The 15,037-nt window shown below is 40.8% G+C and carries 13 protein-coding genes; 2 read left to right on the forward strand and 11 right to left on the reverse strand.

Going from position 1 to position 15,037, the window contains the following annotated elements; genetic code table 11:
• Positions 1-82: 82 nt before the first annotated feature.
• Both DK865_RS17790 and DK865_RS17795 read left to right on the forward strand, forming a co-directional pair.
• A complete protein-coding gene (locus DK865_RS17790; RefSeq protein WP_162556641.1) occupies positions 83-769 on the forward strand; it encodes a metallophosphoesterase in 687 nt (228 codons plus the stop codon).
• Between the two features lie 650 nt (positions 770-1,419).
• Positions 1,420-2,385, forward strand: coding sequence for a helix-turn-helix domain-containing protein (locus DK865_RS17795; RefSeq protein WP_023582965.1), 966 nt, complete (start codon positions 1,420-1,422; stop codon positions 2,383-2,385).
• A 74-nt stretch (positions 2,386-2,459) separates the two neighbouring features.
• Here the strand turns inward: DK865_RS17795 and DK865_RS17800 are convergent, their stop codons facing one another.
• From DK865_RS17800 to DK865_RS17850, 11 genes are all read right to left on the reverse strand, one after another.
• Positions 2,460-2,744 carry a ferredoxin subunit for carnitine metabolism gene (locus tag DK865_RS17800; protein ID WP_023582966.1) on the reverse strand — a complete coding sequence of 95 codons (285 nt, stop codon included), beginning with the start codon at positions 2,742-2,744 and terminating at the stop codon, positions 2,460-2,462.
• The gene (locus DK865_RS17805; protein ID WP_109392464.1) at positions 2,741-4,027 is read right to left on the reverse strand and encodes an FAD-dependent oxidoreductase; all 1,287 of its coding nucleotides are present in this window, start codon (positions 4,025-4,027) and stop codon (positions 2,741-2,743) included. The genes DK865_RS17800 and DK865_RS17805 overlap by 4 nt, the downstream gene beginning before the upstream one ends.
• Positions 4,028-4,090: 63 nt before the next feature.
• Positions 4,091-5,032 carry an FAD-binding protein gene (locus tag DK865_RS17810; protein WP_109392465.1) on the reverse strand — a complete coding sequence of 314 codons (942 nt, stop codon included), beginning with the start codon at positions 5,030-5,032 and terminating at the stop codon, positions 4,091-4,093.
• 11 nt (positions 5,033-5,043) lie between these two features.
• On the reverse strand, positions 5,044-5,820 hold the full coding sequence (gene fixA, locus DK865_RS17815) for a putative electron transfer flavoprotein FixA (protein WP_109392466.1): 777 nt from the start codon (positions 5,818-5,820) through the stop codon (positions 5,044-5,046).
• A gap of 53 nt (positions 5,821-5,873) precedes the next feature.
• A complete protein-coding gene (locus DK865_RS17820; RefSeq protein WP_109392467.1) occupies positions 5,874-7,013 on the reverse strand; it encodes an acyl-CoA dehydrogenase family protein in 1,140 nt (379 codons plus the stop codon).
• 95 nt (positions 7,014-7,108) lie between these two features.
• Positions 7,109-8,428 (reverse strand): GntP family permease, encoded by a 1,320-nt coding sequence (locus DK865_RS17825; RefSeq protein ID WP_023582971.1) that lies wholly within the window; start codon positions 8,426-8,428, stop codon positions 7,109-7,111.
• A gap of 80 nt (positions 8,429-8,508) precedes the next feature.
• A complete protein-coding gene (locus DK865_RS17830; protein ID WP_109392468.1) occupies positions 8,509-9,642 on the reverse strand; it encodes a 2-hydroxyacyl-CoA dehydratase subunit D in 1,134 nt (377 codons plus the stop codon).
• A complete protein-coding gene (locus tag DK865_RS17835; RefSeq protein WP_023582973.1) occupies positions 9,642-10,883 on the reverse strand; it encodes a 2-hydroxyacyl-CoA dehydratase subunit D in 1,242 nt (413 codons plus the stop codon). The genes DK865_RS17830 and DK865_RS17835 overlap by 1 nt, the downstream gene beginning before the upstream one ends.
• A 35-nt stretch (positions 10,884-10,918) precedes the next feature.
• The gene (locus tag DK865_RS17840; protein WP_109392469.1) at positions 10,919-11,707 is read right to left on the reverse strand and encodes an acyl-CoA dehydratase activase; all 789 of its coding nucleotides are present in this window, start codon (positions 11,705-11,707) and stop codon (positions 10,919-10,921) included.
• A 36-nt stretch (positions 11,708-11,743) separates the two neighbouring features.
• Positions 11,744-12,979, reverse strand: a complete 1,236-nt coding sequence (locus DK865_RS17845; protein WP_023582975.1) for a CaiB/BaiF CoA transferase family protein — start codon at positions 12,977-12,979, stop codon at positions 11,744-11,746.
• Between the two features lie 66 nt (positions 12,980-13,045).
• Complete coding sequence (locus tag DK865_RS17850; RefSeq protein ID WP_109392470.1) at positions 13,046-14,683, reverse strand: AMP-binding protein; 1,638 nt, start codon at positions 14,681-14,683, stop codon at positions 13,046-13,048.
• Positions 14,684-15,037: the final 354 nt, after the last annotated feature.

Consider the following 15,037-nt stretch of genomic DNA (forward strand, 5'->3'; position numbering starts at 1 on the left):
AAAATTGTACACTCACTAGGAAAGTTAAAAATAGGGAAAGATGGTTATATTACTATTACCCAATAAAATTGGGAGAGACTTTGTGATAGGTGACATTCATGGCTGTTATGATGAATTTGAATATTTACTCAGTCAGGTAAATTTTGATAGTACTAAAGATAGCGTTATTTCTGTTGGAGACTTAATTGATAGAGGAAAAGACAGTTTATCTTGTATAAAATTATTAGATAAACCTTGGTTTTATATGGTACTAGGTAATCATGAACAAGTCATACTCGATTGGTATCAATCTCACGACCAAATCACACAAGAGACCTACACAAGAAAATTATTGCACAATGGTAGTAGCTGGTTTTTAGCCCTATCAATAAAACAACAAAAAAATATATATAATAAATTAAGCTCTCTTCCAAAGGTTATATTTATAAATAATAACAATGGATTACATTGTATTATACATGCGGAAATTCTTCCTGAAATAAATGATATTAATATTTTTTTAAATAACATTGCTCTTTTAGAAGATAAATCGACATTAAAAGCATGTTTGGAAGGACGTAGACGCTTCCGAGCCAAGTATTATCCCATTATAACAGGTATTGATTATCTTCTTTGTGGACACACTCCTTGTTTTAGCTTTCAGTCAAAAAATGCAAACACAATTAATCTTGATTTTGGTGCCGGAAGTTATAGAAAAGGAGCTACTTTAGGAATGATAGACTTAGCATCTCATTCAATAGTACTACAACCCATTTATAATTCTTGTTAACAACCTTTTTCATGTATTCATGTTCATGATACTCACCCGTTCAAGACTTGTGAACAGGCAAAGATCGCGAACAACTCTGTGATTAAATATTTTTAAAATTAACATTTCATGATATTAAAAAGAACGTTACATACATGATACTAATATTATTAACACTTAAATTATATAAATATTTAATTCTATTTAATAGATAATTTATAAAATCATGATTAACAATAAAAAAACAAATTTATTTAACAACCAATTCTATTATGTACATAAAATCCATATTAACTCACACTCTGAAAAGAATGAAATAAACGAGATATTAATAATAATCACTCTTAATCTATTTATGCGATCTCTCTCTAAAGATAGGAAATTAACTTAGGATTAATAGCATAGAAATGATAGCATAAAAAATGCTATAAATTAATTTTATAATTTACATGATGTTAGTTTAAATAAATTAAAAATTTTTAAATATATTATCTTCAATTTATTAACAAGATAGATAATGAATGTCTCCGTTAATCATTATTTAAACGCACTATTCTAATTTTAAGATTAAAGTTATAAAAACATTATTCTATTTCGACCTAGTTTAAATCGTTTTTATACTAGATTGATAGCAACACAACAAAAATACTTTCAATAAAAGTGGGCGTACTATGAAAAGCATGTTTACGACTCGGGAGCTCCCTGACGTAGATCGGTTTTCCGTATTCAGGGATACAATAAAAGACCGCTTTTTATCGTCTTATGAATGCAATGAAGTCGAATTGCCTCCTCATTCTCGATTTTATGCCAACATTGTCGAGCAGAAGGTGACAAATATTCGCTTTATTCAGCTAGAGTCTAATGGTCACTGGGCAAGTAGCCGTCCTTTAACCCATAAACTTAGCTTAGAAGAGCATTTTCAAATTGAGATACAGCGTTCAGGAACCAGCCATCTTACTCAAGATGGAAGAACCGCATTTTTACGGCAAGGAGACTTTTGTATTTTTGATATGGCAAGACCCGTATCATGGTCTTTTGATAATGATTACTCATTATTTAAGATATTGATCCCGAGAGAAAAACTGGCTCCACGTTTAGGAAACACCCAAAATCTTACCGCAAGAGCAATACGAGGAAATAGTATCACTGGCTCATTAGTGTATAGCTTTGTGATGCGTTATATTCCGTTCTTAGATTCAATGCCACAACAACATGCACAACAACTTGCCGATATTTTATTGAATTTAATTACGTCAGCGTTCAGTGAATACAGTATTGCCACGCCGCCTCAAAGCTTAGGAAGATCAACGCTGTTTTATTTTGCTCAGCACTATCTCGAGCAACATCTTTCTGATCCTGATCTCAGCGTGAATGAATGCGCAAATGCGTGTGGGATCTCCGTGCGCTATTTACAGATGTTATTTAAAGAACAAAATACCTCTGTACTTCGTTGGATCTACCAAAAACGCCTTGAGAATTATAAAGCAGCTTTAGTTAATCCTCTCTTGGCAGAAAAAAACATTACACAATTAGCTTATGAATGTGGATTTAGCGATATTTCTAATTTAAGTCGAAAATTTAAATCTGAATTTTTACTAACACCATCTGAATACCGAAAAGTGCATTCGTTAAGATAAATAAATTAATGATCGTCCCCCTCTAATTAAAATTTTGGAGGTTATTCTAGAGGGGGAGGATAAGCGTTATCACATCAGCCGTAACGAAATTCAATGCCTAATGTGCCACACGGATATTCCCATTTTTTTAAAATCGTCTCGCCACATAAAACACGGCAAGTACCACACTCTAAACACCCTGCATAATCAAAAAGATATTGTCCTTTTTCATCTTTTTTATATAACCCTGCGGGGCAAGCTTTCATTAAGATTTCAAATTGTGCCGGATCAATATCATCCTTTAACACGATATGTGGATTTTCTTCATCCACATTAAATTTATTGACGCCTAATTTAACGTCTACGTTTACTTGGTTCATAAAGAACGTACTCCCTTAAACCCATCTTTAATTAAGTTCATCACACCAACTTTCTTAACTTGAGACAGTATTTTCTTACGCACCGGTTTTTCAGGACCATTAATCACGAATAGATCATGCATGACATTGGCTGCCATTTGCGGGTAATCCTTAAAGAAACGGGTGTTATCAAGGAAAGCAGGCAGATCTTTATATAGCTTCATATCTTTCATCACAAAGCTGTCATTTAATAAAGATTGATAACAACTGAGCTCTTTTTGACTGTAGCTGTTTTGTTCTTTCGCCATTAATACCGCTTTTGCAGCCGCTTCACCTGAAGCAATCGCTAAATCCATCCCTCTGACGGTATAGCCAACATTTAGGCAAAATCCAGCCGCATCTCCCGCCACTAATACACCATCTTTGACTAATTCAGACACCATATTCATACCACCCTCTGGCACCATATGCGCTGAATATTCAAGTAATTTTCCGTCTTTGATAAGCGGTGCAACAACAGGATGTTGTTTAAAATCTTCTAATAATTGAGGAACCGTTTTTTCGAATTTATCGACGTTATGTAGCCCTAAAACAAGACCTAAAGAAACGGTATTTTTGTTGGTATATAAGAACCCTCCACCTAAATATCCGCCTGATGGTGCGCCAGCAAAAAGCCATGCTAAGCCTTCATCATTGGTACAACCAAATCGATCTGCCATTTGTTGTGGTGTGAATTCTAATAACTCTTTAACCCCTACCGCCACGGTATGAGGATTCACTTTTTGTGTCATCCCTAATTGTTTTGCTAATAACGAGTTAACACCATCAGCAAGGATAACCACATGGGCTTCAATTTCATCATCACCTGCTTTTACACCACACACTTTGCCCTCTTTCACCAACACTTCATCAACACGAACACCAGTGATCACTTGTGCGCCCGCGTTTTCCGCTTTTTCCATTAACCATTGATCAAAAGAAGAACGTAATACTGTATAAGAGCGAGCCGCTTCCTCTTCTTGCTGAGTATGTTGATAATCTAAAGTGACCCCATCTGTTTCCGTTAACATGGAGATTTTTTCACGCGTCACAAGGCGCTCAACTGGAGCTTCTTCGGCAAAGTTGGGGATAATTTTTTCAAGGCTATGTGCGTATAAACGCCCACCCGTCATATTTTTACTGCCAGCGAAATTACCTCGCTCAATCACTAAAACATCACACCCTGCTTGTGCTAATACATAGGCAGCAGTACCACCAGCAAGTCCACCACCCACAATAATGGCGTCAAAAATATCGTCTGACATACTTTCCTATCCTTTTATTATGTGTGGTCGCTTAGCAAATTATCACTAAGCGACCTACGGTGATTAGCCGCCAAGCTTCGCGGTTAATGCCGGTAACACTTTGTAGAGATCGCCAACAATACCGTAATCCACCATATTGAAAATGGGCGCATTTTTATCTTTGTTGATCCCAACAATGATTTTTGCTCTATCCACACCCACCATATGCTGGATTTGCCCTGAAATACCGACAGCAACATACACATCCGCACCTAAGGTCACGCCGGAAACACCAATGTAGCGATCGTGTTCCATCCAGCCTTCACCCTCAGCAATCGGACGTGAACAGCCCACTTCGCCTTGAAGGGCTTTCGCTAATGCCGCCGCGAGTGCAATATCATCCGCCTTACCAAAACCGCGTCCAACACCCACCACACAATGCGCTTTACCTAAATCAACGGTACTACCTTGTTTTGGCTTACGAGCTAATACTTTTAATGTATGTGCGGGGGCGATAAAGGCTCTTTGTACCACTTGTGCATTGGGTGCATCTTGAATAGCTTCCACATCTAATGCACTGCCTACAGTGGCAATAGCATAAGGTGAGCGAATTTCTGCTTTCGCATGCGCTAACCCCCCATAGACTTGGTGTGTCGCAATCACGGTGTTATTTTCAATCGCAAGACTTAATGCATCACTGACAACACCCGCTTTTAACGTCACGCCAAGACGAGCTGCAATCACTTTTGCACGTTTTGATGCAGCAAGTAGAACCAATGCATTCGTACCCGCTTCTTTAATAATTTCAGCAAAAGAGGCCGCATAATCTTCAGCAATCACGCCGTCTTGAGGTGCAAAGCAATAAACACAATCAGCGCCTAAGTTGATACATTCACGCGTGCTTTCATCGTCACCAATAAACAGCACATTCACTTTTTCACCAAAACCACGAGCAAACGCAATCAGCTTTGCTAAATCATCCGCTTTTTCGGCATAAACAAAGGTAGTAGGTAGTAAACTAGCCATTTTTAATCTCCTTATTGATTAACCGCTTGGCGTAAATGTTCAGCAAAAGTGGCAATATTTTCATCTGAATCACCTTCTAAAATAATACCAAGGCGATCAGATTGCTCTGGTGCACAAACTTGTGTTTGCACAACAGTCAGAGCAGAAATATCAACACCGATATCGCCTAACCCTAGCTTTTCAACGGGCTTTTTATTCGCCGCTAAAATGGCTTTCATTGAAGGGAGTTTGGGGGTGTTAATGCTTGAAGTGACACACACAATGGCGGGTAATGTCAGTTCAAGTTCTTCAGTGATATTTTCTAAATCACGTTCAACAATGATTTTGTCACCTTCAACGGTGATTTTGTTTACTGCGTTTACACAAGGTAAACCTAAATATTCACCTACCGCTAAACCCGTTTGTTGAGCGTATAAATCGCCAGAACCTTCACCGAAAACCAATAAATCAAAACCCACTTTTTTTACCGCTTGCGCAATAATATTGGCGGTATCCGTTGAATAGAGCGCACTACATGCATCATCAACAACCAGTGTTAATGCATCAGGGCCACGCGATAAAATATCTTTTTTAATTTTCGCGTTTTCAACCATGGCACTTGTTCCTACACTTAATGCAGTGACAGTGCTATCACCGAGGGTAGAGGCGATCTCGACAGCGGTTTCAATTGCATTCAAGTCATACAAACTCATTTTTAAACCCGCATTATCGGTTGCGAGTGTACGATCAGGCCGTGTTGTGATGTCTTGTTCGTCATGAACAACCTTACAGCAGGCAATAAGTTTCATAATTCACATTCTCCGTTTTGCACAATGCAACAAATTAATAAACTCAAATCTCATTACGCTAAAATATGCTTAGCGATAACCATGCGTTGCACTTCACTTGTGCCTTCAAAAATTTCAGTCAGTTTTGCTTCACGCATTAAACGTTCAACAGGGTAGGATTTGGTGTAACCCATACCGCCATGTAATTGAACGGCTTTTTGAGTCACATAAGTGGCGGTTTCTGCGGCATAAAGTTTGGCTTGAGCAGATTCACGAGTATAAGGAAGACCCGCCATTTTGGCGGCGGCAGCGCGATAAACCAGCATACGGGCACAATCAACACGGGTTGCCATATCGACTAATACCCACTGAATACCTTGGTTAGCCGCAATCGGTTTGCCAAATTGAATACGTTCTTTGGTGTAAGTAATGGTGGCATCTAACGCACTTTGGGCGATACCTAATGCAAGCGCTGAACAACTTAAACGACCGCCATCTAAGGTCTCCATCGCGATATTGAAGCCTTTGCCCTCTTCACCTAGCATGGCACTGGCAGGAACAATGCAATCACTGAAACTCACAGAGCAGGTTTCAGAGCCGTTCATTCCCATTTTGTCTTCAGGTAAACCAATGCTAATACCTGGGTTATCACGCTCAACTAAGAATGCGGTGATCCCTTTTACGCCTTTGCTTTTATCTGTCATGGCAAACACGATAAAGAAGGCGCCTTGAGGCGCAGCAGTGATCCACAGTTTAGAGCCATTAATCACATAGTTATCACCTTGGCGAACGGCGGTTGTCTCTTGAGCTGCCGCATCACAACCCGCACTCGGCTCTGATAGACAAAAACACCCTAATTTTTCACCAGAAACCACACCCGGCAAAATACGTGCTTTAGTCTCTTCATCCGCATATTTTTGAATAATTGGCCCTGTTAAAGAGCATTGTGATCCCATGATCATGGCGTGAGAGGCACTCACTTTTGCCATCTCTTCTGTGGCTAATACATAACTAATTGCATCGGCTTCTGTGCCGCCATATGCTTCATCAATATTGAAACCAAAGAGTCCTAATTCAGCCATAGGGGCGACGCTTTCACTTGGAAAACGGTGCTCTTTATCAATTGTGCCTGCAATCGGTTTAATGTCGTTTTCAACGAACTCTCTGACCATATCGCGGATCAGGACTTGTTCTTCTGTTAGCTGAAAATCCATGTTTATTTTCCTCTGAGAATATTTAGTGTTATCTCTATGGCGTGCGATTTCACTTTTGTCGTCTTATCGCACGCATTAATGGGTTAACGTGATTTCTACATCGTTGCTATAGATGCCGGTAAGAAGGTGTACAGCAGCAACATAAACATCATGGCTAATAGTGGGATAGCGAGAGTTAATGTCCCCACTGGGCCATATCCCTCTTTATGGCTGACACCACAGACGCTAAAGACAGTAATAATCAATCCGTTAAATGGTGGTGTTGTACTCATAGATGCCATAGTGGCGACACGGTGTAATGAACCTTGATCAACGACGGTTGCAGGGAACATCGCAGCAATCATTGGCATGGCGATACTTAACGCCCCCGAGCCTGAACCACTGATAAACACCAGAGCACCAACGGAAATCGCCGTCACGACAAGGGGATTAAGACCGGATTGCGCAATCGCTTGGAATGATTCTTTGAACGCAGGTAACGTCATGACTAATGCACCGAATCCAACAATCACCGCCGTGTTAAAGAGGGAGGTCACCCCTTCCATCGTCCCTGCGGCTAAATTAGGGACAAGTTTTTTCCAATCGAGATAGCGTAAGTAGACAATTAATGCCGCAATAATGGCGCAGAACAGTGCAATAGCGGGGTCCCATTTCAGGATATTCAGCACGACAAGCAGGATCAGCATAGGGAGTAATGCAACGATCACATTCGGTAATTGGCGATCTTTTTTGCCCTCTTCTGCTTTCGCTGTTTTTTCGTCTTCAACCCAACCTTCACCTTTTGCTTTTACACGTTTAAATAACCAAGTGAGATAAATAATCACTAAGGTAATTTGGAATAACGCGGTCAACATCCCTGGCACTAAACCGGCTGTGGCTGACGTACCTAAGAACTTCATTGGGATAAGATTTTGGATCTGAGGCGATCCCGGCATGATCATCACAAAGGTACCCGCCCCAGCAAAATAGACAGCCGGAATAAGTCTGCGAGGAAGATTCGCTTTGCGGAATAAACTCACCATCATTGAATAGACGGTAAACAGTGCAACAAACACTGACACACCGCCGTAGGCTAAAATGGCACAAGCCGCAACCAATGAAGGAATAACGGCTCTTTCACCAAATTTACCAATAATAAAAGAGGCAACACTATCAGCAGCGCCACTGATAGCGGTTAATTTGCCAAAAATCGCACCAAGTACGAAAATGAAGAAGAAGCTACCAAAATAACCACCTAATCCGCCGGTATACACTTGTAATAGTGCGTCGACAGGATTAAGCATATCGGGTGATACAAGCCATGCAGTCACAGCAAGAAATAGGCTGGTGGTAAAGACAGAAATGAAGATATGTATGCCTTTCATACACATAATCATTAATATCGCTAGCCCAATGATTAAACAAATAATACCCATGATTGCCCCACTTATATGTGTTAGGGTTCAATTGACCTGCGTCAATTACGCAGGTCTTTTGTGACTATTAATTAATGTTGTTAAGCAGAAAGCACATCAGCAAAAGTTTGCAGCGCCGTTCTTGCCTGTTCATATGTTTTAGTTTGCTGATCGATTTCGATAATGATGGAAGGAATGCCTTCTCTATCGAGGAATTTCTTCACAATAGGGGCATCAAATTCTTCTGGATCACAGAACTTCGTCAGTAAATAGACCACACCATCAGCGCCCGTGTTTTTCACCATATCGGCAATTAAACGACCACGTTTTTTCTCTGGGTCATACAGCAATGAACACCCTTCTAACTGGGCAATTTGCTCTGCCATCGCTTGATAAGGTGAGCTATTTTCAGGAATGTCTTGGCGGAATTGACGAGACTCATGCGCCACTTCATCAGCCACGATCGCCATTTTGTTGTCTGCCAAAATTTGTAGAATAGATGGGCTATCCGCAATAATGCCTGTGACAACAATCTTGTGCCCTTTCCAAGGTTCTGGAGACAAGGCTTTGCATTGTGTGACAATGGCTTTAACGGCTTTTGTATGCTCAACGACATCCATAAAGTAACCACTTTTGATCACCGTATTACGGCGTTGTGGTGTCACTAAATTTGGATGAAGTGCTGCAACTTCACTAAATTCACGTAACGCAGCACGGCGCTGATTAAACAGATGGATGGCATTTTTCAGTGCATCGTCAGTCACCGCTTGACCTGAAATCTCCCCCAATTGAGCAGAAATTTTTTTATACTGCTCAGTGAGGAAAATCACGCCTGCAGGTGTGTTACGGTTCTGTGGATGTACCAATTGAATAAAAGGCACTTGTGGTACACCGGCTTTCCAGTTCTGCCCTAAACATTTTAAGGTGTCACAAAGAGAAGGTATTAATGCTGCTGACAGTTTATTTAGCGCACCGTCTAATCCCATTTCCAAAGAAGAGAGGGCTAATGCACAATAAAATGGTGGGAAATATTTCTTCGCTTCAGAAATTTCACGTCCTTCAGCCCCCCAAATACCGAAAGGCACCATGCCTGCGGCATAGACAATTTCATTAGGGGTATATTCAGGGAAACAACCCACGACTTTTTTGCCACTGCGAATAAAACCCTCTAATTGAGCAACCGGGTTATCCACCACGGCTTGTAACTCATCAAACAACTCCGTTAATGTTTTCATTAGATGTCTCCCTTTTTCATTTCTGCTTTGTTAGCAGCCATAATTTCAGTCAATGCTTCAACACGGGTGACATACTGCGCTTCAGAGAAAACACGAGGATCAGCTTGGTCGCCATCAAAAGTGACGGTTGGGATCTTAAGTTCATGACGAATGCGACGCTCAATTTCAGGCATAATGCCACTCCAGAGCTTGCAACTGCGGTTAACGTGAATAATCGCACCATCAACTTTATTCTGACGGCTCACATCAATACGCATATCAGCAGCACGCTCAACAGAGACACAGTTAGGCACGTAAGAGTAAGCACGCATCATCTCGTCACTGTTTTGATAAATCACACCAAACGCGGTGGCGTAAACCGTGGCAGTCACATTGATACCTTGCTCTTTTAATGGAGTCGATGTAGCACGCAAGTAAGGCCAGCAGGCAATACCTTCAAAGAGAACACGGTATTTTTCTTCACCGCGGTAAGTCGATTTTTTCTCTTTAATATTTTGTTCCATCTCTTCACACAGTTGTTCAAAAGCCAGAGCGGCTTCTAATTTACCGCGAGCACAAACTGCCACAGCCATGTGATTAAACAGATCAAAACCATTCATGGGAGACGGCTCATATTGGCAATATTCTGCCGCCTTTAACCATGCACGCCCTGTACGTTGTGAAATTTCACAGACTTGTTTAAATTTCTCTTCGGAGAACACTTTGCCAGTGACTTTTTCAAGTTGTTTGATCGCATCATCAAATTGCGCTTGAACATATTTCACGGTCACATCATCGGTGTCATAGTCATTTTTATAAGGAATATCGATCAAGATCATCGGGATATTCAGCTCATAAGCGATATTTTCATACCATTTGATCATGCAGTTACAGATGTTGTTACAGCACAGCAAGAAGTCTGGTTGTGGCATATCCATCTCTTCACACTGTTTTATATCCATGTAAGAGAGGCTGATACGCGCATAAGCACAGATATCGTTGGAATATCCCATGCTTTCTGCATGCTCACACATTTTTAAACCCGCACCTTTTGCGGCAATCGCAGCAGCTTGGTTTTCAGGATAAACCACGCATAAACCTAATGTTTCAGCAATTTCTTGAGGGAAGTTAGAGGCACACCACCCTATTTTTTCACCGCTGTTTTTTGCATCCCACGCACGCTGATAAGCATCAGCGGCGATTTTTTGCAGTCGTTTTTTCGCAGGAATGTAATCCGGCGCATTCATATCTACATTGCTCATTTTGATGTTCCTATTGTTAACGCATCGTCTTCCAGTTAATGGCGGTACGCTTCAAAGGCATAAATGGCGGCACCTATCGCCCCGTTGTATTGTGATAATGGTGAGGTGGCGATAGAGGCGTTCAGCTCTTCGCTAACATAACGAACAACTTCAAAATTACTGGCAACACCGCCTGTCATAACAACAGGGGCTTCAACGCCGACTCGTTTTGCAAGACCAGCAATACGGCTAGCCACAGAGCGGTGAATACCATTAATCACGTCGGGTATTGTTTCGTTATTCGCGAGATGGGAGATCACTTCCGATTCAGAGAACACGGTACAGGTTGAGCTAATCGTGACTTTTTTAGTGGACTTAGCGCCCTCTTGAGCGAGATCGGAAATCTTGGTTTCTAACACTCGCGACATCACATCTAAAAAGCGTCCTGTACCCGCAGCGCACTTGTCATTCATCACAAAGTTTAATAAACGGCCTGCACCATCCATATGAAGTGCTTTAACGTCTTGACCGCCGATATCAATCACTGTTTTCACGCCCGGAAAAAGAAAGTGCGCGCCTTTTGCATGGCAGCTAAGTTCACTCACTTCTTTGTTGGCTTCTTTCAGAGAATTACGGCCATATCCTGTTGCGCAGATCCAACTGATCTGACTGAGATCGCCACCAAATTGACGCAAGACTTCATTGATCGCTTTTTCAGGCCCTGAGGTTCCAGCCCCTACTGATGCCAACGACTTTGCGACAATAGCGTCACCATTTTTCATGATGATGCACTTTGATGCTGACGATCCGATATCAACGCCCATTGTGAAAATGTCTTGTTGCATGCCTTTGCTCTCCTGAAAATTAAAAAAGTAAGTGGATTATTCTTTCCACGTCATTACGTCTTTATTGGCTTCAAGGTTTGCTATCTCTTCAGCGCTATACCCTAATTCAGCTAATACAGACGGTGTGTCTTCGCCTAACAAAGGCCCACGGCGGTATTCAGGTAAACCACTTTCTAAGAAATCAATCGGTGGACGAACTAAGGCTTTTTCACTGCCATTTTTGTATTTCATGTTGTAGAAGGTGTTGATTGCCCAAGCTTGTTTGTCTTCCAACACTTCTTCCCACGTTTGCGCAATACTGAATGGAATATCGTTTTTGGTGAAAATATCTGCCCACTCTGACGCTGTTTTTTGCTCAACTTGCTGCCAAATCAGGTCATATAATTCAGGGGAACGATTATTTTTCGCTACTTCTTGTAAACGGGTATAACGAGCGTCTTCCGCTAAATCTGGGCGACCGATACAAGAAATAAAGGTTGGATAATAAGCATCGTAAACCGGCATGCAGACTTGAATAAAACGATCATCTTTCGTTTTATAAGCCAGAATAAATGGGCTGGTGGTTGTACGGCGATCGATTGGATAAGCTTGACCATAATCGGGATATTGCGCCGCTTGGATCATAATCGCTTGGGTGTAAATAGAGGTATGCAGTAAGTTTGTTGAAACGTACTCACCTTGTCCGATATTTTTAGCGCGAATATAAGCTGCTAAAACACCAGAAACTAAGCCTAATGCACACTGGTGATCACCAAGACCGGGGATTACGTTCATCGGTACTGTGCCTTTTTGGTACAGTGAACCTAAAATACCGCCACGAGCAAAGAAAGCAGTGTAATCAAAGCCGGGTAAATCTTTGTCAGGCCCTTCATCGCCATAACCTGTCACGCTGGCATACACTAATTTTGGAAAGCGTTGTTTTAACGTTTCATAATCTAAACCCGCACGTTCTCTTGCACCTGGACGCCAGTTAGTTAAGAAAATGTCCGCTTTTTCTAACAGTTCAAACAGGATTTTTTTCCCTGCTTCTGTTTTCGTATTTAACACAATCCCACGTTTATTGGCGTTTTCTAAATCAAAACTGGTGTTTTCATGTTGATCTAATGGGCGACCTTCTGTTGGTGCTGTATAACGTAAATTATCACCGCTTGGAGATTCGATTTTGATTACATTCGCACCCATATCAGCTAAAATACGCCCCGCTGCCGGTACTGCGATAAAGGTCGCCAATTCAACTACGGTGACGCCTTCCAGTGCTTTATGACTTGTCATTTCTTCTCCTAATTATTTTTAGACTTCATACTGCTGTTGTCAGAATGTGGATAAATCCGTTGTCACTTAACCCGCTACAGTGTTTTTTTCATCCTTGATTGAAACGCGATAACCCAGTTGCGATTTCAGCGCTTGCACATCAATTTTTCCGCAAGGGGTATGAGGAAATTCTGTAAAGAAATGGAGTTCTTTGGGAATTTTGTAGCGAGCCAGTCGCTCTTGTAGAAATTCACGTAATTCACTTTCACCAATGCTGTAGCCTTTTTGCACACAAATGGTGGCAATCACTTCTTCACCTAAATCCGCTGACGGAATACCAAAGGCTTTTGCCGCATCAACACCCGCATATTCAGCAATGGCTTCTTCTATTTCACACAGGCTGATATTTTCACCACCGCGCACCACAATTTCTTTCATGCGATAGGCGTAGTGATAGTTGCCTTGTTCATCGACATAACCTATATCCCCCGTGTGTAACCAACCCTCTTCATCTAATGCCTCTTTGGTTTTTTCGGGGGCATTGTCGTAACCCATCATGACGTGAAAACCGCGAGTGCAAATTTCCCCTACTGTGCCTACTGGGCAAGGTTTTCCACTCTTAGGATTGATGATTTTCATTTCAACAAAAGGCAGAGGTTGCCCAATAGAGCCACGTTTTATCGCTAAAGGATCGTTAGGTAATGTTTGAGTACAGCAAGGGGAGGCTTCAGTTTGACCATAAGAGACCGTAATGCCTTTCATGCCAAGGATATTTTCAATGTCATCAATTAATGCAGGAGGAAAACTCGCCCCTGCAATAATGCCTTTATCAAGGCTAGATAAATCATAGTGAGAAAATTGTTCATGCTTCATTAAGCGACTAAAAATTGTCGGTACACCGTGCATAACCGTGCAACGATAATTTTGTACGGCGCTTAATACATCTTCTGCACAGTAGTTATCTAACAGAACTAATTGGCATCCCGTAGTTAAGGCAAAAAAGAGGCAGGAAGAGAGTCCAAAGCAGTGGAACAGAGGAACAGCTAGACAAATCACATCATCATGTGTAACGCCTAAACGCTGTGCTGACAACATGGCATTATTAATCACATTATATTGGCTTAACATGACCCCTTTAGGCATTGCAGTGCTACCAGAGGTCATTTGAATAGTCAGTAAATCTTTTACGCTAACTTGAGCAACCGCATGTTGATAAACGGCATCGGATACATGTATTGCTTTTTCTTTTAATTGAAATAAAGAGACACTTTTTTCTGCATGTTCATTTCCCATGCTAATAAATAATTGAGGTAATACATCTTTATTTTCTGATGCTTTTTTAGAAAGACAATTAATCACCTCAACAAAATGATTAGTTTTAAACCCCTCAGAAAAACAGAGCGCTTTAATTCCAGTTAATCGACATAAATCTAATAACTCTCTTTTTTTAAAATGAAAGTTAATACAAACAACGGGCACACCAATTTGAGCAGCAGCAAGAAAACAGATTATCCATTCTTTGCTATTAGCAGACCAAATACCTAAACGATCACCTTTTTTTAAACCAATGGCTAAAAATCCACGAGCAACGCTTTCCACTTCTTGTTGTAGTTGTTGCCAAGTCAGTGTTTTTTTACTTTGGTTTTCAATCAAGGCAGTTTGTGAAGCATATTGCTTCACTACATTGTTTAGACATTCTTTAACTGTCGTTTCTAATAAGGTCATAAATACCTACTCAACCGCTTCTTTGCTGGTGTTTACATCTGTAATGACCTTATTCTGGGTAGGGGGAATTATTCATTCTTGGTAAATAACGAACTGTTTTTCGTCATTTGAATAGTCTGAGAGAGATTTGTGATTGGTGTCTAGATTCGGTGAGTTAATGACTTATGTTAATTGGAAATGAATTTATACAAATGCGGTCAATTTGAAATAAGCATGTAAGTTAATTGTTTGTTTTAAAAGGATTGGAGTTTTATTTTTTTTATTATATTTAGCCGTACTCTTTATCAAAAGAAAAGACACAATCAGGCAATATGATTGTGCTTTTATGTGAAGAATTTGTATACTGGTTCTAAT

The sequence above is a fragment of the Proteus cibi genome, from assembly GCF_003144405.1.
Taxonomy (GTDB): domain Bacteria; phylum Pseudomonadota; class Gammaproteobacteria; order Enterobacterales; family Enterobacteriaceae; genus Proteus; species Proteus cibi.

Coding starts and splice junctions, on each gene's coding strand:
- fixA (WP_109392466.1), bottom strand. CDS start 5,820: ATGAAACTTATTGCCTGCTGTAAGGTTGTTCATGACGAACAAGACATC.
- DK865_RS17810 (WP_109392465.1), bottom strand. CDS start 5,032: ATGGCTAGTTTACTACCTACTACCTTTGTTTATGCCGAAAAAGCGGAT.
- DK865_RS17825 (WP_023582971.1), bottom strand. CDS start 8,428: ATGGGTATTATTTGTTTAATCATTGGGCTAGCGATATTAATGATTATG.
- DK865_RS17800 (WP_023582966.1), bottom strand. CDS start 2,744: ATGAACCAAGTAAACGTAGACGTTAAATTAGGCGTCAATAAATTTAAT.
- DK865_RS17820 (WP_109392467.1), bottom strand. CDS start 7,013: ATGGATTTTCAGCTAACAGAAGAACAAGTCCTGATCCGCGATATGGTC.
- DK865_RS17805 (WP_109392464.1), bottom strand. CDS start 4,027: ATGTCAGACGATATTTTTGACGCCATTATTGTGGGTGGTGGACTTGCT.
- DK865_RS17835 (WP_023582973.1), bottom strand. CDS start 10,883: ATGAGCAATGTAGATATGAATGCGCCGGATTACATTCCTGCGAAAAAA.
- DK865_RS17850 (WP_109392470.1), bottom strand. CDS start 14,683: ATGACCTTATTAGAAACGACAGTTAAAGAATGTCTAAACAATGTAGTG.
- DK865_RS17830 (WP_109392468.1), bottom strand. CDS start 9,642: ATGAAAACATTAACGGAGTTGTTTGATGAGTTACAAGCCGTGGTGGAT.
- DK865_RS17795 (WP_023582965.1), top strand. CDS start 1,420: ATGAAAAGCATGTTTACGACTCGGGAGCTCCCTGACGTAGATCGGTTT.
- DK865_RS17840 (WP_109392469.1), bottom strand. CDS start 11,707: ATGCAACAAGACATTTTCACAATGGGCGTTGATATCGGATCGTCAGCA.
- DK865_RS17845 (WP_023582975.1), bottom strand. CDS start 12,979: ATGACAAGTCATAAAGCACTGGAAGGCGTCACCGTAGTTGAATTGGCG.